This is a genomic window from Sphingopyxis panaciterrae (assembly GCF_011762125.1).
Lineage (GTDB): Bacteria > Pseudomonadota > Alphaproteobacteria > Sphingomonadales > Sphingomonadaceae > Sphingopyxis > Sphingopyxis panaciterrae.
In genome coordinates, this window is record NZ_JAASQN010000001.1 from 240771 (window position 1) to 260224 (window position 19454).

8 protein-coding genes are annotated in these 19454 nt (G+C 67.4%); 4 read left to right on the forward strand and 4 right to left on the reverse strand.

Features of this window, described 5'->3' with window-relative positions:
* The first annotated feature begins 162 nt into the window (after window positions 1-162).
* The 4 genes from FHR22_RS01155 to FHR22_RS01170 are packed head-to-tail and all read left to right on the forward strand — an operon-like array spanning window position 163 to window position 6320.
* The gene (locus FHR22_RS01155; RefSeq protein WP_166938073.1) at window positions 163-2598 is read left to right on the forward strand and encodes a cyclic nucleotide-binding domain-containing protein; all 2436 of its coding nucleotides are present in this window, start codon (window positions 163-165) and stop codon (window positions 2596-2598) included.
* Window positions 2598-3479: a hypothetical protein gene (locus FHR22_RS01160; RefSeq protein WP_243853406.1), complete on the forward strand. Its 882-nt coding sequence runs from the start codon at window positions 2598-2600 to the stop codon at window positions 3477-3479. Before FHR22_RS01155 ends, FHR22_RS01160 begins: the two co-directional genes overlap by 1 nt.
* A gap of 16 nt (window positions 3480-3495) precedes the next feature.
* Window positions 3496-5430 carry a cytochrome c3 family protein gene (locus tag FHR22_RS01165; protein ID WP_166938076.1) on the forward strand — a complete coding sequence of 645 codons (1935 nt, stop codon included), beginning with the start codon at window positions 3496-3498 and terminating at the stop codon, window positions 5428-5430.
* Window positions 5431-5471: 41 nt separating this feature from the next.
* A complete protein-coding gene (locus FHR22_RS01170) occupies window positions 5472-6320 on the forward strand; it encodes a phosphodiesterase (protein WP_166938078.1) in 849 nt (282 codons plus the stop codon).
* Between the two features lie 153 nt (window positions 6321-6473).
* Here the strand turns inward: FHR22_RS01170 and FHR22_RS01175 are convergent, their stop codons facing one another.
* The 4 genes from FHR22_RS01175 to FHR22_RS01190 all read right to left on the reverse strand — a co-directional run bounded on the left by FHR22_RS01175 (window position 6474) and on the right by FHR22_RS01190 (window position 19442).
* Window positions 6474-7418 (reverse strand): D-2-hydroxyacid dehydrogenase, encoded by a 945-nt coding sequence (locus FHR22_RS01175; RefSeq protein ID WP_166938082.1) that lies wholly within the window; start codon window positions 7416-7418, stop codon window positions 6474-6476.
* A gap of 7 nt (window positions 7419-7425) precedes the next feature.
* Window positions 7426-7782 (reverse strand): phosphopantetheine adenylyltransferase, encoded by a 357-nt coding sequence (locus FHR22_RS01180; RefSeq protein ID WP_166938084.1) that lies wholly within the window; start codon window positions 7780-7782, stop codon window positions 7426-7428.
* Between the two features lie 38 nt (window positions 7783-7820).
* Window positions 7821-9302 (reverse strand): cysteine--tRNA ligase, encoded by a 1482-nt coding sequence (gene cysS / locus FHR22_RS01185; RefSeq protein WP_166938087.1) that lies wholly within the window; start codon window positions 9300-9302, stop codon window positions 7821-7823.
* Window positions 9303-9482: 180 nt separating this feature from the next.
* Entirely contained in the window at window positions 9483-19442 is a 9960-nt protein-coding gene (locus FHR22_RS01190) for a hypothetical protein (RefSeq protein ID WP_166938089.1), read from the reverse strand.
* Between the last annotated feature and the right edge of the window lie 12 nt (window positions 19443-19454).

Here is a 19454-nt window from a genome sequence, read left to right on the forward strand (position 1 = left end):
CCTTCTCCCGCTTTCGAGGGCATAGCCTTACCTCCAGGACATAAGTCCGGGTCGCATCCATATGAGGGTCGCTTAGGGGTAAGCGATTGGGGGGAATAGGATGCCCGTTCGTGCGTTCGCCAGCTGTTCGATCGAGGCTTCCGGCCGCGAAGGCGCGCGCGCATGAGCGAGCCGATCAAGGTCGCGATCATCGGATCGGGGCCGGCCGGGCTCAGTGCCGCGTCGCGCGCCGGCCAGCTCGGGCTCAGCCATGTCCTGCTCGAAAAGACCGACCATCTCTCCGACACCATCTATAAATATCAGAAGGGCAAGCGCGTCCTCGCGACGCCCGAGCGGCTCGACCTGCGCTCCGACTGCCGCTTCGCCGAAGGCGCGCGCGAATATATCCTCGGCAACTGGGACGAGGATGCCGCGAATAACAAGGTGAATGTCGTCTATCATGCCGAGGTCACCGAAGTGACCGGCGAGAAGGGCGGTTTCGCGATCAAGACGGCGAAGGGCGACGTCATCCATGCCGAGAATATCGTGCTGGCGATCGGGACGCAGGGCAATCCGAACCGGCTGCGCTGCGACGGCAACGACCTGCCGCACATCATCTACCAGGTCGACGATCCGGAGGATTTCAAGGACCGCCACATCACCGTCGTCGGATCGGGCGACGCGGGGATCGAAAATGCGCTGGGCGTTGCCGAGGAGGCGCTCGAAAACACGGTGACGATCCTCAACCGGTCAAAGGATTTCGCGCGCGCCAAGGCGAAGAATGTCTCCGACATGACCGAGGCGGGCGAGAATGGCTTCATGTCGATCCGCACCGAAACGCAGCCGAAGAAGGTCGAGCCGGGCTGGCTGACGCTTGAAACCCCGACGGGCGAGGAGCGGATCGAGTGCGACGTGATCGTCGCGCGGCTTGGGTCGGTCGCACCGCGCGGCTTCGTCGAATCGATGGGGATCGAATTCACCGGCCCCGACCGTGAGGCCTTTCCCAAGCTGTCGCCGACCTTTGAATCGACCGTCCCCGGCATCTTCGTGATCGGCGCGCTCGCGGGTTATCCGCTGATCAAGCATTGCATGAACCAGGGCTATGACGTCGTCGAGTTCATCAATGGCAATAGCGCGCTGACGCCGGCCGACGAAAAGGATCTGGCGGCGATCTTCGAGGGCCTGCCGCAGCAGAAATCGGTCAGCGAATGGCTGGAATTCGTGCGCACGCGCATCCGCATCTTCGCCGACGTATCGCCGCTCCAGATGCGCGAATTCATGCTCGATTCGAAGGTCGCCTTTTATTCCAGGGGCGAGGTGGTGTTCGAAAAGGGCGAGCCGGGGTCGTCGCTGTTCGCGATTGCCGACGGTCATGCGCTGGTCGAAGTCGGCCCCGACTTCACCGTCCCGATCGAACAAGGGTCGATCTTCGGCGAAGTCGGCCTGATTTCGGGGCGCAAGCGCGGCGCGACGATCCGCGCCGGCGAAGACAGCATTTTCGTCGAAGTGTCGCGCACCGCGGCCTTGAAGCTGATGGCGGCAGTGCCGGGCGCGAAGCGCGTGATCAACCGCATCTCGCTCGAGCGCCAACTGCTCCAGATCTTCAAGGGGGGGCTGACGGTCGAGGATCTCGAACCGATCGTCGAGGATCCGGCGATCGAGCGCGTGCCCGCGGGCAAGGTCGTGCTCGCCGAGGGCGATGAGGGCGACGACGTCTATGTCATCCGGTCGGGGTCGATGGTGGTCGAGAAGGATATCGGCGGCAAGCCGATCTTCCTCCGTTACCTGCCGGCGGGCAGCTTCTTCGGCGAAATGGCGGTGCTCAGCGGCGCGCCGCGCAATGCGACGGTGAAGGCGGCGGTCGCGAGCGAGGTGATCCGGCTGAAGGGGCAGCAGTTCAAGGCGATGCTGGCGAAGCGCCCGCAGGTGCGCGAGGCGACCGAGGCTGCCGTCGCCGAACGCGCGGCGATGAACAGCTTCATCGAATCGCGCAAGGCAAGCTATTCGAGCGCGGTAGACCTTTATTCGGACACCGCGGGCTTCATCATGAAGGAGGGGCTGGGCGAGGCGACCGACGCGCTGCTCATCGACGAGAATCTCTGCGTCGGCTGCGACAATTGCGAAAAGGCGTGCGCCGACAGCCACGAAGGCCTGTCGCGGCTCGACCGCGAGGCGGGTAAGACCTTTGCGCATCTGCATGTGCCGACCAGCTGCCGTCACTGCGAGCATCCGCACTGCATGGCCGACTGCCCGCCGAACGTGATCCATCGCGGTCCCGATGGCGAAGTGTTCATGGAGCCCGGCTGCATCGGCTGCGGCAACTGCATGCGCAACTGCCCCTATGGCGTGATCCGCATGGAGGCCGCGCCGCCCGAGAAGCCGAGCCTGCTGCGCTGGCTGCTCACCGGCTTCGGTCCCGGACCGGGCGAACCGTCGCCCAAATGGACCAAGAAGCAATTGGGCGACGAAAAGCCGAAGAAGATCGCGGTCAAATGCGACATGTGCAAAGGCATTTCGGGCGGCCCGGCGTGCGTGCGGGCGTGCCCGACCGGCGCCGCGATCCGTGTCTCGCCCGAAGAATTCCTGTCGATCGCACGGCTGGAAGAGGACGCCGGCTGATGGCGAGCCTGTTCCAGCGCCGCCGGTCGAAGGCGACCCAGACCGAGCGCGTCCGCGAGCGGAAGCATGAGGGGTTCCTGCGTTACGCCGGCTTTCGCTGGGCGAAGATTTCGGGCGGGCTCTGCCTGCTTGTCATCGTCAGCTACGCGCTGGTCGATGTGACGCCGCGGCACAATGGCGGCAGCTGGTACGGTTACACGCTCGGCACGATCGGCGCGGGGCTGATCCTGTGGCTCACCGCGCTCGGCTATCGCAAGCGCAAGATGACGAGCACCGCCTGGTCGCTGAAGGCGTGGACGTCGGCGCATGTCTATCTGGGGCTGAGCCTGGTCGTCATCGGTACATGGCATACCGGGTTCCAGCTCGGCTGGAACGTCCACACGCTCGCCTGGGTGCTGATGATGCTCGTCATCCTGTCGGGACTCTACGGCGTCATCGTCTATGCGACCTTGCCTGCCGCCTTGTCGAACAACCGCGACGAAATGACGCAGATGCAGATGCTCGAGGCGATCCGCGCCTTCGATCGGCAACTGCATGCGGCGGCGCAGCCGCTGACCCCGCAGGATACGGCGCCGGTGCTCGCCTCGCTGGACGAGGATCCGTTCGCGGGCGGGATCGGCGCGCGATTGTCGGGCCGTTACGCGAAATGCGCGACCGGCGCGGCGCTCGTCGCGCTCGCCGCGGCGCGCGGCGGCGATGCCGAGGCGCGCGCGAAGGTCGTCGGCCTGTTGTCGCAGAAGCAGGCAGCGCTGGGGCGGCTGCGCCAGCATCTGCGGCTGCGCGCTTTGCTCGAAATCTGGCTCTACGTGCATGTGCCGCTGACCTTTGCGCTGATCGCGGCGCTATCGGCGCACATCATCAGCGTCTTCTTCTACTGGTAAGGCGGGGAGGGGGAATATGAGCTTCATCCTGCGCCGCATCTCGACGACGAAGACGGGCAAGCAGATCATTCGCGACCAGCCGCTGCCGGGCGAGACGATCACGCTCGGCCGCGAGGGCGGCAACACCATCCATATCGCCGATCTGGCGGTGAATCCGCATCATGCGACGATCACCAGCGCCGACGGCCGCCACGTCCGCGTGACGGCGAGCGACGGGCTGGGGTTCGACATCAACGGCCGCTCAGTCGACACCGCCGACATCGACAGCGCGGCGGGCGCCGAACTGCGCTTCGGCGGCCACCGGCTGACGATCGCGCGCGAGGGCGACGACATCATCCTGCTCGTCGAGCGGATCGACGAGCTGTCGCAATCGTCGAAGGACGTCGACGAGGCGAAGGCCTTCTCGCTCGCGGGGGTGATGCCCGGCAAGCGCATGGCGGCGTGGGCGTTCGGCCTGCTGATGCTGTTCGCTTTCCTGATCGGGCCGATCTGGGCGTGGCACAGCTATCGGCAGGTCGACGAGCGTCCCGATGGCTATCATGCCGACAGCGCCTGGCTGTCGGGCCCGTTGTCGAGCGCGCATGCCAGCCTGAAGAACGACTGCCAGTCATGCCATGTCGAACCGTTCGTCGCGGTGACCGACAAGGCGTGCGTCGGCTGTCACACCGGCGAGCATAAGGCGATGAGCATGGCGCATGCGAATGCGCCGACCGCGATGCTGCTTGCGGCCCGGCATCCCCCCGGCGTCGGTGAGCGTATCCTCGCCGGCTTCGCCAAGACCTTCAACAAGCCGCAGGGGCGCTGCGTCGAATGTCATACCGAGCATGAGGGCGCGGGGCCGATGCCCGCGACGCCGCAGAAATTCTGCGCCGACTGCCATGACGGGATGTCGGCGCGGCTGAAGACGGCGGGGCACCCGACGATGCTCGCCGACGCCAGTGATTTCGGGACGGGCCACCCCGAATTCCGTCCGCTCGTCCGTTCTGCGCCGGGTGCGAAGCTGGTGCGCACGCCGCTGACCAAGGGCGTGGTCGATTATAATGGCCTGAAATTCCCGCACGATATGCATTTGCAGGCGACGGGCGGGGTAGCGCGAATGGCGGCGAGCTTCCGCGGCCGTTATGATTTCGGCAAGCAGCTCGAATGCGAAAATTGCCATCGCGTCGATGCCGACGGGGTGCGGGTGAAACCCGTCGAGATGGAGCGCGACTGCGCGATGTGCCACAGTCTGGCGTTCGAAACCGTCGGCGGGGTGACGCGGACGCTGCGCCACGGCGAGCCCGACCAGGTCGTCGCCGATTTGACCGCTTATTATCGCTCGACCCCGCCCGCGCGGCCATTGCAGCTCGGCGGCATGCAGCGGCGGCGTCCGGGCGCTTACGCCGAAGGGCAGGTTTATAATATCTATTTCCGCGAGGTCGCGGTCCGCCCGTCGCGCGCTGCCGACGCGGTGCGCGCGGTGTTCTCGAAAGGCGGCGCCTGTTACGACTGCCATACGATCGTTGCGCCGCAGGCGGGGACCAGTTGGCGGGTGATGCCGGTCGATCAGACGCCGCGCTTCCTGCAAAAGGGCTGGTTCGACCATGACGCGCACAAGGAAACCGCGTGCGCCGACTGCCACACCGCGGCGCCGCGATCGAAGGCGGCGACCGACCTGCTCGTGCCCGGGCTGCGCCAGTGCCGCGATTGCCATGTCGGCGAGGGCGGGACGCGGCTGGTGAAGGTCAAGACCGCGACCGAATCGCCGTGCGCGATGTGCCACGAATATCATTCGGATGGCGGCAAGCCGTGGATGCCGCCGGCGCAGCGCAAGAAAAATGTGGCGGCGATCACCGATCGGCGGCCGCGGGATGCCTTTGCTGTGAGCCTGATCACAGGCCCCGGGCGGCGGCAACTCTATGATGTGACTTGGCGCACGCCTGCGCTAAGACCCACGAACACGGGTGGATAAGAGAGGGCGGTCGGACTAGCCGATCGGAGCAGGGGACGGACATGCTGATCGCCCAGATCACCGATATTCATATCGGTTTCGATCCGGACAATCCGGCGGAATATAACCGCAAGCGGCTGGACGAGGTGCTCGATGTGCTCATCGAGGGCCCGAACCGGCCCGACCTGCTGCTCGCCACGGGCGATATCACCGACCGCGGCGATGCCGACAGCTACCGCCGCCTCGCCACCGCCTTTTCGCGCTGTCCCTTTCCGGTGTGGCCGAGCGTCGGCAACCACGACATGCGCGACAATTTCCACGACCGCTTCCCGGGGTTCGACGATGGCAACGGCTTTGTCCAATATGCGATCGAGCTTCCCGGCCTGCGCCTCGTGACGATCGACACGCTCGAGGAAGGGCGCCATGGCGGTGCCTTCTGCGAGCAGCGCGCCGCGTGGCTCGATGCGGAACTGTCGAAAGACCGGGCCAAGCCGACCTATATCGTCATGCACCACCCGCCGATCGAAAGCGGGATCGAGTGGATGAACACCGATCCTGACGAACCGTGGGTCGCGACCTTTACCGATGTCGTGCGCCGGCACCCCCAGGTGCGCGGGCTGATCTGCGGTCACCTGCATCGCAGCGTCACCGTCGCGTGGGAAGGGCGCACCATCGCCATCTGCTCGTCGACCGCGCCGCAGGTCTCGCTCGACCTCCGCCCGATCGACGAGGATCATCCCGATGACCGCCCGATGATCGTCGCCGAGGACCCCGCCTATGCGCTCCACCGCTGGAACGGCCGCGAACTGGTGAGCTTCTACGACCATGCCGGTGCCCACACGATGCTCGCCAAATATGACGAACGGCTCCAGCCGCTGGTGCGCGAGCTGAAGGCCGAGCGGCCGGGCTGACCCTTATTCGTCGCCCCCGCGAAGGAGTGAAGGGTCGGGTTGTCCCCCGGACAACCCTGGACATGCCCGGGGCATGCCCACCCTTAACTGGCCGCTGGCAACCGAGCGCAAGGCGGATGGCGGCCCCCGCCTGCGCGGGAGCGACGTGTCTTCCTAATAGCCCAGCGTCAAATCGACCCGCGGTTCGACCGCCTCGCCCTTGTGCCAGCGACCTAGATTTTCGAGGAAGCGCTCCGCCGCGCGGACGAACATCTTGTCCTGCGCGCGGCCCGACAGGTGCATCGTGATATGCGCATTGTCGAGGCTCCATAGCGGGTCGTCGGCGGGCAGCGGTTCGGGGGTGGTGACGTCGAGGAAGGCCGAGGCGATCTGCTTTGCGTCGAGCGCCGCGACGAGGGCATCCTGGTCGACGACGGAGCCGCGTGCAATGTTGATGAGGGTCGCGGTCGGCTTCATCGCCGCGAGTTCGGTGGCGCCGATCATGCCGTCGGTTTCGGGGGTCGCGGGGACCGCGAGGATCACCCAGTCGAAATCCCCCAGCCGCGCGCGCCACTGGTCGGGGGTCAGCGTGTTGGCGCCCGGCGAGCGGCGCACGACCGTGACGTCGACGGCAAAGGCCTTCAGCCGCTCCTCGACCAGCTTGCCGATGGCGCCATAGCCGAGCAGCAACGCCTTCGACCCGTAAAGCTCGACCTTGCCCGGCGAATCGATCAGCCATTCGCGCCGTTCCTGCGCGCGCACGACATCGCGATACCCCTTGGCGACGGTCAGCATGCCCATCATGACATATTCGGCGATGGTGATCGCGTTGATGCCGACGCCGTTGGTCACCACCGTGCCGCGTTCGTGGAGCAGGCCCAGCGGGATGCCGTCGACCCCGGCGTAGATCGAGTTGAGCCACTTGAGCCGCGTCGCCGCGGTGATCGCGGTCGCCATGTCCTTTTTCTCATACATGTCGAACCAGCCGATTTCGGCTTCGGGCGCGAGGTCCAGCGCCTCTTCCTTCGACTGGAAGAAACGCGGTTCGACCCATTCCGGCAGGCGGTTTTCGACGAGCGGACGGATCAGGCCGGACAGGACGGTGATGGTCTTGGTCATGATATTCCTATGGTTGAAAAGCGTGCCAGCCGGCCCACGCCAAGGGGAGCAGGCCGATCAGGTCGACGATCGCGATGGTGCCGAGCGACGCGGGGCGCCCATATGAAATATAAAGGAAAAGAAAGCCGAGCATGCTGATCGCGGCGAGCAAGGTCGCCACTTTCCGCCCGCCCGGATCGAAGGCGGCCCAAACGCACGCGACCAGCACGGCAAGGAACAGCGCCGCCCGGTGATGCATGAGCAGGAAGACCGGGCTTTCGGGTGCAACGCCGTAAAGGCGCGTGATCAGCGCCGGCCGAAACAGCGCCAGCGCCGGAACCAGATGGACAAGACCGACAAGGAGCCAGCAGATCAGTTGCGACATGCAACGAGGCTAGCAGCCCGCGAAGCCGGGGCAAGCCTCTAATTGGCTTCCAGCCGCCAGTCCCAGCCCAGCGGGTCGCCGTCCATCACCTCGACACCCGCCGCGATCAGCTCGTCGCGTAGCGCGTCCGAGGCCGAGAAATCCTTCGCCGCGCGGGCTTCCTTGCGGCGAATGAGGATGGCTTCGATGTCATCCTCGGTGATCGTGGCGGCTTTCGGACGGAGGCGCAGGCTGGATCGGTCGATCGACAGCAAGTCAAGACCGAGCACCGCATCCATCGCGGCGAGTGCCGCATGCTTCTGCCCCGCGTCGATCTTTTTCATCGCCGCGACGTCCTCGACCAACGTCAACGCCACGGCGGTACCCAGATCGTCCGACATCGCGGCGTCGAATTTCGCGAGCAGGTCGTGCAGGCGGCGGTCGGTGACTTCCGCCGTCTCCGCGTCGCGCACCGGCGCCGCGGCCATGACCAGCCGCTTGAGCCGCGTCAGCGCGGCGCCGAGCCCGGCCCATGAAAATTCCAGTTCCGACCGGTAATGCGCCTGCAGGCACATCAGCCGGTAGGCGAGCGGGTGATAGCCGCGGTCGACCAGTAACTGGAGCCGCAGGAATTCACCCGCCGACTTCGACATCTTGCCGCCGCGATCGATCAGGAAATTATTGTGCATCCACAGCCGCGCGCCCGAATGTTCGGCGCAGTCGAGGCTGCCGCAGCCGCGATATGCCTGATTTTGCGCGATTTCGTTCGGGTGGTGGATTTCGCGGTGGTCGATGCCGCCGGTGTGGATGTCGAACGGCATGCCGAGTTCAGCTTCGCCCATCACCGAACATTCGAGATGCCAGCCCGGCGCGCCGCGGCCCCACGGCGAATCCCATTCCATCTGGCGCGTCTCGCCCGCCGGGGTCTTGCGCCAGATCGCGAAATCGGCGGCGTGGCGCTTGCCATCGACCTCTTCGATCCGGCCCTCGCCCTCGTCGGTTACCGCACGCGCGAGCCGGCCATAATCGGCGACGGTCGAAACGTCGAAATACAGGCCGCTGTCGAGTTCGTAGCAGTGCGCGTCGGCGATACGCTTCGCAAATTCGATCATGCGCGGGACATAGTCGGTCGCGACCGTCCATTTCGCGGGATGACGGACATGCAGCCAGGCCAGGTCGCGCTTGAACTCGGCGGTATAGAAAGCGGCGATGTCCCACGCCGTCTTGCCCTGCTGCGCCGCCGCCTTCTCCATCTTGTCGTCGCCGGCATCGGCGTCCGACGTCAGATGGCCGACGTCGGTGATGTTGATGATGTGGCGTAGCGCATAGCCTTTGAACGACAGGGTGCGGCCCAGCGTGTCGGCAAAGACATAGGCGCGCATATTGCCGATATGCTGGTAATTATAGACCGTCGGCCCGCACGAATAGACGCGGGCCTCGCCGGCATGGACGGGCTGGAAATCTTCGAGGCTGCGCGTCAGGCTGTTGAACAGCCGCAGCGGCGAGCCGGAAGCCGGGGGCAGGGCATGGGCGTCGGTCATGCCGTCGCCCATGCCTTGCGCCGAGGTCGTCCGTCAACCGAAAGGCTAAACTCTGTTCCACTGACGTGGAACCGGCCCCGGCCCGCTCCCCCTCCCGGCCTCCCCAGGTTACTATCTTCAGGGAGGCCGGGAGGGGGAGCGGGCCGGGGCCGAACTGTTTCAGTGTAACTGAAACAGACTTTATTGCGCCGGCGGCGTCCACAGATCGTCGTTGCCGGCGCCGGTCACCGGATCGTCGAGCAGGGGCTCGCCGGTCAACGGGTCGAGGTCGCGCATGGTGATCAGCGGCTGGGGCAGGATATTGCCGTCGCCGTCATGATCGTCGACCTCTTCCTCGATCACATCCTGTACCGGGAAGCTCGTTCGATATTCGGGTTCGGGCACGACGACGCAGGCGCCCGGGTTCGCGATCAGGCAGCCGTTGAAGCGCGAACGCGGATCGAACGCGTCGGCCGGCGCCTGGCCGCTGGCTACGCCGTTGATCGTCAGCAGGGGGATCGTATCGAGCCCGGTAACCTGGCCCGACGGGCCCAGATGGACGCCGTTGACGACGATCCGCGTATCCTGTCCCGCGGTATTCACATTGAGCCCGAGTGCGCCGAAGCTCAAGCCGCGGCGCTGCCCGAAATCGGTGCCCGCGCCGCTGTTCTGGACATAGAAGCCGCCGCTGACCCCGACATCGATGCCGCCCGCGAACAAGGCGCCATCGTCGCTGGTGATGCCGTCATTCTGCGCCAGCCGGTCCTCGATCGCGTCGGTCGTCGTCGCGGCCGCGACATCGTCGATGGCATCCAGCGTCGCGACGATCACATCCTCCGACACCAGATTCAGGCGCCCCGCCACGGCCGCGCTGCTGGCGCCCGAAAGGCGGATCGTTCCTTCGCCCAATATGACCTCGAGCGACTGGTCGGCCAATATGTTCAGCGCGTTATTGTCGCCCATGCCGGTCAGCGCAACGTCGCCGACGACGCGCGCGGTGCCCGGGGTTTCGATCGTCAGCGATCCGTTCGAGCCCAGGTTCGAAGTCGACGAACCCGCAGTCATCGTGAAATCGTCGATCACGACATCGGGCGGCACGGCGCCGATGAAGCGATCGATCGACCGGTCGACCGCGGGGGCGAAGATGCGGATGTCGGTGCCGTAGACGCGGGTCAGCTCGTCGCTGTCGATGTGATAGCCGTCGCGGGTGCCGGTGCCGCCGACGAAGGTCTGGACCCGATCGTCGATGTTGCGCAGCTCAAGGCTTTCGGTCGTGCCGCCGGTGCCGACGCGGCCGGCGCTGCCGATCGCGATGTCCGCCGAAGCCAGTGACATGGTGCGGCCGGTGACGGTGCCATTGACCGTCAACAGCGACGGCGCCGTCGCGGCGAGGCTGTCGTCGGCGGTGACGTTGCCGAGCGTCATCGTGCCGTTCGACGCCAGCGTGACGTTGCCCGCATCGAGCTGGGTCACGGCAAGATCGCCGCCCGCCGTCAGTCCGGCGTCACCGGCGATTGCCGCCGTGGTAACCGCAAGGTTGCCGCCGGTGGTAACCCGCGCATTCCCTGCATCGGTCTGCAGCTGGGCAAAGATCAGATTGCCGGTGCCGTCGATGGTGATGCTGTCGCCGGTCGCGGTCACCGGGCCCGCCGACGCGAGATTGCCGACCAGGATCGCGCCGTCGCTGCTGGTCAGGCTGATCGCACCGCCGTTCAGCGCCGCGGCGGTGACGCCGGCCGCTGCATCGAGCGACAGCGATCCGCCCGCGCCGGTTGCCCCGCGCGCGATATCGATCGTCGATCCCGCCGCCAGCGTCAGGTCGCGGCCGGCGCGGATGCTGCCGCCCGCGATGGCGCCCGCCGTTTCGATCGACAGGTCGCGTCCGGCGGCCAGCGTATCGACCGGGTCGCCCGCGGGATTGGTCAGCGACGCGATATTGGCCGCCGCCGCCGTGATCAGCATATCGCGCCCTGCAGTCGATGGCGTGTTGACCGCGGCCGCGCCGCTGGCGTTCACCACCACGTCGCTCGCGGCATTGAGGTTGCCCAGCACCGCGCTCGCGCTTTGCGTGCGGATGCTGCTGTCGCCGCCGGTCGTGCCCAGCCCCAGCGTCGTCGCGCCATTCAGCGCCAGTGCCGCCGCCGCGTTCAGCAAGATGTCGTCGCCCGCCGACAGCCCGCCGGCATTGATCGCGCCGTTTGCCGACGCCATGACGATGTCGGCGCCATTGATCCCTTGCGACCCTTCGCCGCTACCGATCGTGAAGCCGGATGCGGATGCATAATCCAGGATACGCGTATCGACTCCGGCGCCGGTGGTGCGGACATTCTGGGCGGTGATGGCGCCGTTGGCGCGGACAGTGACGTCGTCGCCCGCGGTCACCCCGGTCAGGTTTGCGGTCGTCCCGGCGATCACCAGCACATCCTCGCCCACTGCCGCGGTGGTGACCGTGGCGGCTTGTCCGGCGTTGACGCCGAACATGCTTGCCGCGCCGCTGTCGGTCAGCGTCGCATTGCCGGCCGCGTCGACGTATAGATTGCCGCCGTTTGCGGTCGCGGACGCGATGATGTTCGCGGCGGAATCCAGGAAGGCGTTGCCGCCCGCGACATAGGTGCCGGTCAGGTTGCCGTTGGCGAAGATCGAAATGGTGCCGTCGACATCGGCATTGGTGACGGCAACCGCGCCGCCGCTGCCGATTGCGAAGAAATTGGCCGCGCCAGTCACCGAATCGGTGATCGCGATGCTGTTGCCATTCATGTTGATGTCGCTGCCCGCGATCACCGTGCTGCCGTCGATTCCTTCGGCGCCCGCCGCGGTCCCGTTCGCCGTCAGGCTGACCGTCGACCCGGCGTCGAGTGTGTTGAACGCGATCGACTGGGCATCGACGGTGATCGATCCGCCCGCGGTCGAATTGCCGAGATTCGATGCACCTGCCGTCGTGATATCGATGTTGCCGCCGGTGATGATCGAATTGAGCCCGGTGCGGAAACTGGTCGCGTTGACGACATAATCGTCCGCCGCCTCGCCATGCGCGACGAAAACATTGCCGGCGGTCAGGTTGATGTCGACGTTGCTGCCGATCTCCTCGCCTTCGGGATTGTCGCCCGTCGCATCCATGAACGCGATGTCGATGTCGCCGCTGCCGCTGATGCCGATATCGTCGCCGGCGACCAGGCGGTTGAAGCTGCCGCCCGCGGTCGTCGAGATGAAGATGTTGCGCCCCGCATCGATCGTCCCCGCCGAATTGACCGCTCCCGCCGTCGCGATCAGGCTGACCGAATCGGCACCGGTGACATTGCCGACCGTGACCGACGCGCCGCGAATATTGATCACGCTCGGCACATTCATGTCGCCGGTCATATCGACCGCGCCCGCCGCGACGACGAAAACCGGACCGTTGACGTCGATCGTGCCGGTCGAATGGACGCCGCCGCTCGCCGCGGTGACGGTGAACTCATTCGCCTCGACCGCGATGTCGTGGAGGTCGACCGCGCTGCCCTCGATGCGCAGCGCCAGCCCGGCGGTGACGTCGCCGGTCAGGTCGACCGCGCCGCCCGCATTGAGCAGGATGTTGCGGTTCGACGTCAGCGCGCCACCGGTGGCAATATTACCGTCGGCGTCGAACGCGATGCTTAAGCCGCTGATGTCGCCGCTCGCGACGATATTGCCCGTCGTCGCGGTTGCCGACACGTCGCCGACCGCGTCGATCGCCTGCGTCGACACCGCCGTGCCCTGCAGCATCACGTCGCCCGCCGACTGGGCGATACCGGCAAGGGTCAGCGCGCCGCCGCTGGTCACGGCGATGTTGCTGCCATTGCCGTCATTGTCGAGCCCGGTGCCATAGCTGTACGCACCGCCGATCCGCGCGGTGCCGCCCGCGTCGACGGTGATGTCGTCACCTGCGTCGAGTTCCGAGACATTGACATTGCCCGCGGCATCGATCGTCACATCGTGCCCGGCCGCCAGCGCGCCGGTCGACGTGATGGCGCCGGTGGTCGAGGTCAGGATGATGTCGGTGCCCGCGGTGATCGCCGCGAACGACAGGCCGCTGCCGGTGATGCGCGTCGCGAGACCCGAGCGGAGCAGGCCGGTGGTGTTGACCGTTCCCGACGCCGTTGCCGTCAGATTGTCGAAGGCGTTGATATTGCCGCCGCCGATATTGCCGGCCGACGCGCTCAGCACGATATTCGACAGGTCGGCCGCCGAGGTGGTGACCTGGAACACATTCCCGCCGCCAAGCGGCGAGGGGCCGTAGGATAGCGTCCGGCCGTCGGGGCCGGCGCCGGTGGTCGATGCATTGTTGGCGGTGATTCCGCCGGGCGCGTTGACGGTCAGGTCGTCGCCCGCGCTGACATTGGCGAGCGTTGCGGTCGTCCCGCCGAGTATCAGCATATCCTCGCCCGCCGTCGCGCCGGTCACCGACGCGGCCTGGCCGGCGCGGACGCCGAACAGCGTCGCGGCGCTGCTGTTGGTCAGCGTGACATTGCCTTCGCCGTCAACAAACACGGTGCCTTCGGTCGGGATGCCGCCGGGGGGAGTATAGCCGCCCGCGGCGTTCGCCTGCGCGACGATATTACCGTCCGCGGCCAGCGCGATATTGCCGCCGGCCGTGAAATTGCCGCCGATGTCGCCGAGCGCCGCGATGTCGATCGAGCCGTCGACATCGACGGCACCGAAGGTCGCGTTGCCGTCGTCGGCGACCGCGCGAAGCGGCGCGGGGCCGGTGCCCGTGACCGTGCCGGTGACGGCGATGCTGTCGCCGTTCAGCGTGATCGCGCCGCCCGAACTGATATTGACGCCGGTAATGCCTTCCGCGCCCGCGGCCGTGCCCGTCGCGTTCAGTCCGACCGTCGTCCCCGCGGTGATCGCGTTGAACGCAATCGACTGTCCATTGACCGACACGAAGCCGCCCGCCGTCGAATTGCCCAGATCGACCGCGCCGGGCGAGATGATCGCAATATCGCCGCCGGTGATGATCGAATTGAGCCCGGTCTGGAAGCTGCCGACATTGGCATTGAAATCATTGTCGGCTTCGGCATGCGTCACCGTCGTCGCGGCGACGCTGCTGAGGACGATGTTCGACCCGTCGAGACCGGCATCGGCGCCGGTGCCGTCGGTCGTGAGCGTACCGAGGGTCAGGAAATTGCCGGTCAGGTTGATGTCGTCGCCGGCCGTGGCATTGTCGATTTCGACCCGGAAGGAATCGACCGTCAGGTCGGTGCCGCTGGTCGACGAGCCGACCCGGACGACATTCACCGCGCCGATCTGGGTCGATGTGCCCGATTCGATCCGGTCCAGATTCACCCCGCCATTGGCGGCGGTGGTGTTGATCGACAGCGACGTCACCGCGCTGAGCAGGCTGTCGGTCTGCGCGCGGATGCTGGACGCCGCAGTGATCGACAGCGCGCCGCCCGCCGCGATCGTCGGCGCGGTGCCGGTGCGATAGTCGTGACGGATATCGACCTCGTCATCGGCCTGGATGGTCACATCGCCGCCCGCCGCCAGCGTGCCGCCGGCTTGCGCATAGACGCCGACCGAACTGCCGGTGGCGAGCGACATCGCGCCGCTGGTCGTGACCGAGCCCCCGCCGATGCCGACGAAAATTCCGGCGGGTGCGACGTCGGTGTCGAGGTTGGTGAGGGCCGCGGTGCCCAGCGCCTCGGCGGTCAGGCTGGTCATCGCGATGTTGCCGCCGCTGGCATAAAGGGCGATGCGGCCGGCGCTGTCGCCATTCGCCGCGATCGCCGTGTTGCCGAAGCTGATCTGGCCGAGTTGGGCGGGGGTTCCAAAGCTTTCCAGCACGACGCGGCCGCCGGTCGTGCCGTTGCTGCTGCCGCCCGAACCGGGCGCGCCGGTGCCGGTGCCGTTGCCGCCGCTGCCGCTGCCGCCCGCGGTGCCGTCGACCGTGATGCCCACCGCATTGCCGCTGGAGGTGATCGTGCCGCCGTCGGTCAGCAGATGAACGGTGCCGCCGATCGCGCCGCCGCCATTGCCGCCCTGGCCGCCCTGCGACCCGTCGGGATAGGCGGCGTCTGATCCGGTGCCACCTTCGCCGCCGTTGCCGCGGCTGCCGAGCACGACTGCTGCGCCTGCGCCATTGTCGAGCGCGACGGTGGCGCCATCGCGCGCGATCACTTCCAGCACGCCGCCTTCGCCGGTGCCGCCGTCGCCGCCGCTGGGGGCAACGGGTTCGGTCGAGCCCAATGGCATCGCGGCGTTGCCGCCCGCGCCGCCGGTGCCGCCGGTGATGAAATTGACGTTGCCGACCGACGCTCTTGCCTCGCCGCCCGTCGCCTCGATCCGCGCCGTCCCGCCGCGTGCGTCGCCGCCATTGCCGCCCGCGCCATTGTTGCCGTCGCCGCCAGCACCGCCGAACGCGCCCGAATCGACCGTGACGTCGAGCACCCCGGCGTTGAAATTGGTGACGATCACCTGCGCCAGTCCGCCGGTGCCGAGCCCGCCGTCGCCGCCCGAATAGCCGCCGCCGCCGCTGCCGCCGATGCCCGCCGAGGCGCTCTCGACATTGCCGGTCACCGTCGCCGCGGTGGCGAATTCGATCGTCGCGGTGCCGCCGCGCCCTTCACCGCCGTCGCCGCCGACGCCGACGCCCGCGGGCGCGCCCGAACTGCTCGACCCGAAGGCGTTGCCGCCCTCGCCGCCGATCCCGGTCGCATCGACGCGCAGGCTGCTGGTCGTCACGCTGCCGCTGGTGACATTGATCGCCGCGGTCCCGCCCTGGCCGCCGCCGCCCGCGCCGCCCGCGTCGGGAAAGGTGGCGAAGGTCGCGGTGAAATCGCCGCCGGTGCCGCCATTGCCCGTGGCGATGGCCGACAGGGTGCTGGCGTCGACCGTCGCGCCGTTGATGGTGATCGTTGCGGTGCCGCCCTGCGCATCGCCGCCGCTACCGCTCGGCACGACCGCCGCGGGGTCGAAATTATTGCCCGACGCGCCGCTGCCGCCGACCGCCAGCGCCGAAGCGACGATATCGGCGCCGGTCAGCGTGCCGCCCGAAAGGTCGATCGTCGCATTGCCGCCCAACCCCTGTCCCGCGACATCGGGCGCGAATCCGCCGAAGCCGTTGGCGCTGATCGCCATGTCGCCGACCGTCGCGTCGCCGCCGGTCTGGGTATAGCTGGCGGTGCCGCCGCGGCCGGTGCCGCTCGCGGTGCCGACCCCGCCGCCATAGCCGCTGGCGGAAACGGTGATCGAACCGGCGTCGAAGGTGCCGCCCGCGACGTCGATGGTCATCGTGCCACCCTGGCCGTCGCCCAGGCTTCCCGAGACTCCCGGCGGGAACTCGATGCTGGTTGCGGTGCGGCCGTCGGTATCGCCCTGCAGCGTGTCGAATGAAATCGCACTGGTGTTCAGCGGGCCGGCGACGACCTGGATCTGGATGATTCCGCCGTTGCCAATTGCGCTGCCTTCGGGTGTCATCGCGCCGCCCGACGTGCCGCCGGCCAGCAGGGAGGTCGTGGCATTGAAGTCGATGCTGCCATCTTCGGCGACGATCTGGATCGTGCCGCCGCCGGCGACCGAGCCGTTCGCGCTGACGCCGCCCTGCGCGCCGGCGTTGATCGTGCTGCCAAGGCTGATGTCGGTTCCCGAAATCTGCCCGCCCGCGGTGGCCGCGATATTGACGAAGCCGCCCTGCGCCGCGCCGTTCGCGCCGCGGACATTCGCGGTCTGTCCGCGCGCATCGACATCGTAACGCGCCGCCGTCAGCGTGCCGTCGCGCGCCGCGAGCAGGTTGACGTTGCCGCCGCTGGCGGTGCCCGCGCTTTGCGTGACGCCGTTGTCGAAACTGCCGCCCGACACGTCGATGTCCAGCGTCGAGGACGTGGCGATCGCGCCTTCGTCCTCGGCCGACACGGTGACGTTGCCGCCCTGGCCGCTGCCCATATTTTCGCCGAAGGTGACCGCACCGCCGGCCGACAGCGTCAGGTTCGAATTGACCGTCAGCGCCGCGCCATTGTCGGCGGTGACGTTGATCGTGCCGCCCGTCGCATTGCCGGTCAGCCCGGTCAGCGCGCTGGGCGACGATGCGCCGCCGCCCACCGCGCCCGCGTTGACGCTGAGCGAGGGGAAGGTGACCGCGACGAGGCCGGTGGCCTCGACCGTCGCGGTGCCGCCGAAGGCATTGCCGCCCGTCGCATTTTCGGCGCCACCCGCGTTGCCGCCGGTGCCGGTGACGTTCAGGCTGGTATCGCCCGGATTGATCGCGGTCGACGTGTCGCCGCCGATGCTGAGCGTGGCCGACCCGCCGCGGCCGGTGCCGCCGGCCTGTGAAAAGATCGTCCCGATTACGGGGTCGGATATGCTGCCGCCGCCGGTGCCGGTGGCGCTGATCACCGTTGATGCCGTATTGAGCGTGCTGTTCGCGCCCGCGATTTCGATCCGCGCGATGCCGCCGGTGCCGTTCCCCGACTGGATGGCGCCGATCTGGCCGCCGCCGTTCGCCGTCGCATTGACCGATCCATTGGCGGCGGTCAGCGCGCCGCCGTCCTGGATGCTGATCGTCGCGGTCCCGCCGGTGCCGCTGCCCGCCTGGTCCGGCGGGGTAATCCCGCCGCCGGCATCGGCAAGGATCGCGCCCGCAAAGCCGTTTGCCTCTGCCGTGACACTGTTGCCGCTGAGCTGGCTGCCCGCCCCGGTCACACTGATCGTGGCGGTGCCGCCGGTACCGCTGCCCGTGCCGCCGTCGGCGCCGGACCCGTTGGCGGCGACCGTCAGGCTGCCGATCGCGCCGACCGTGCCGCCGTTCGACACCGTCAGCCCGGCGCTGCCGCCAAGGCCGTTGCCGGCGGCATCGGCGATGCTGTTGGCGAGGATCGACAGATTACCGCTGGTGGTAAGCTGGCCGCCGTCGACGGTTACCGAGGTGGTGCCGCCCGACTGGATGGTCAGATTGCCGTTCGTGACGGCGGCACGGTTCGCACCGACGGTCATCGTCACACTCGCGTCGCCGATGAAGGTGGCGTCACCTTGTACGGAAAGGCGGCCGACATGGGCGCTGTCCGGCGTGTCCGCTATGGGGATTTCGCTCAGCGGCTGGCCGACAAAAGCCCCGTTGGCGTGGGCGACGACACTGCTGCGGAACAGCGTGTCGTTGACCGTGATATTGCCCGTTCCAGGACCGGCGGGCGCCGCGGCGATTTCGCCGTCCACGATATTATAGCCCGCCGACAGGCGCACGGCGCCGTCGGGGTCGACCTGTGCCGAAAGCGCATCGTCGTATCCGATCTGCCCGGACACCAGCATCGTGACCGCGTCATTCTTGGGAATCGCGACCATGTAGACGCGGTTCTGGTTGGTGTCGCCCTGCTGGTGCGCGGGGCCGCCGGTGACGCCGGTGTGGGTGATCGTGTTGCCGTCCGCGGCGCCGACGGTCACGTTGATGTCGAACAGCCCGTTGTTGATGCTGATGTCAGCCTGTTCGGCCGCGACATAGGCGGTCGACCCGTCGGTGCGCACGGTACCGCGCTGAACGACGCGCGGCGCGACCAGCGCGACATAGCTGCTTCCCGGATTGCCGGGGGTGAGCGCATTGATCGTCGCGGTCGGCGCGATCTCGACCGACGAGGTGCTGGCGGCGCCGCGGAAGCGAATCTCGCCGCCGGTGCCGAGCAGCCCGCCGTTGGTGTCGATCTCGTTCGCGGTGAGCAGGAGGCTGCCGACGTTGATCGCGGCGCCATTGCCGATCAGGATGCCGCCGGCATTATAGAACCAGATATTGCCGCCCTGTACGGTCGGCAGGCCAGGGACCGAGACAAAGCCGTTGACGGTGCCATTGAGCGCGATCTGGTCGGTGATCGATGCGCCCGATGCCGATGTGAACCGGTTGAGGACGATATAGCCCGGGGTGTTGCCGACGAAATCGAGATTATTCCCCGACGGCAGGAAATCGATCACGCCATCGACCGGCGTGTTGGACGGCGTCCAGGTGACGATGCTTTGCGGCCCGTTGACGTTGACGGTCGACGGGTTCGCGCCCGTCGGGTTGGTGGCGCCCGACGGCAGGGTGGTGACGGTCCCCGATCCTGCCACCTGCGCCGCCGTTGGTCCGCCGTGCGCCAGCGCGATCAGGCTGGCGGCGATCGCGCATCCTTCGAGCAGGCGGCTTTTGCCGCGACGGGCCGGCGAAGCAGGGGATGGGACACGCATGGCAGTCATCCT

Excerpts from the sequence above, each read along its gene's own strand:
- FHR22_RS01155 (WP_166938073.1), top strand. The coding sequence starts at position 163 with ATGAGCGAGCCGATCAAGGTCGCGATCATCGGATCGGGGCCGGCCGGG.
- FHR22_RS01165 (WP_166938076.1), top strand. The coding sequence starts at position 3,496 with ATGAGCTTCATCCTGCGCCGCATCTCGACGACGAAGACGGGCAAGCAG.
- FHR22_RS01175 (WP_166938082.1), bottom strand. The coding sequence starts at position 7,418 with ATGACCAAGACCATCACCGTCCTGTCCGGCCTGATCCGTCCGCTCGTC.
- FHR22_RS01180 (WP_166938084.1), bottom strand. The coding sequence starts at position 7,782 with ATGTCGCAACTGATCTGCTGGCTCCTTGTCGGTCTTGTCCATCTGGTT.
- FHR22_RS01190 (WP_166938089.1), bottom strand. The coding sequence starts at position 19,442 with ATGCGTGTCCCATCCCCTGCTTCGCCGGCCCGTCGCGGCAAAAGCCGC.
- FHR22_RS01160 (WP_243853406.1), top strand. The coding sequence starts at position 2,598 with ATGGCGAGCCTGTTCCAGCGCCGCCGGTCGAAGGCGACCCAGACCGAG.
- cysS (WP_166938087.1), bottom strand. The coding sequence starts at position 9,302 with ATGACCGACGCCCATGCCCTGCCCCCGGCTTCCGGCTCGCCGCTGCGG.
- FHR22_RS01170 (WP_166938078.1), top strand. The coding sequence starts at position 5,472 with ATGCTGATCGCCCAGATCACCGATATTCATATCGGTTTCGATCCGGAC.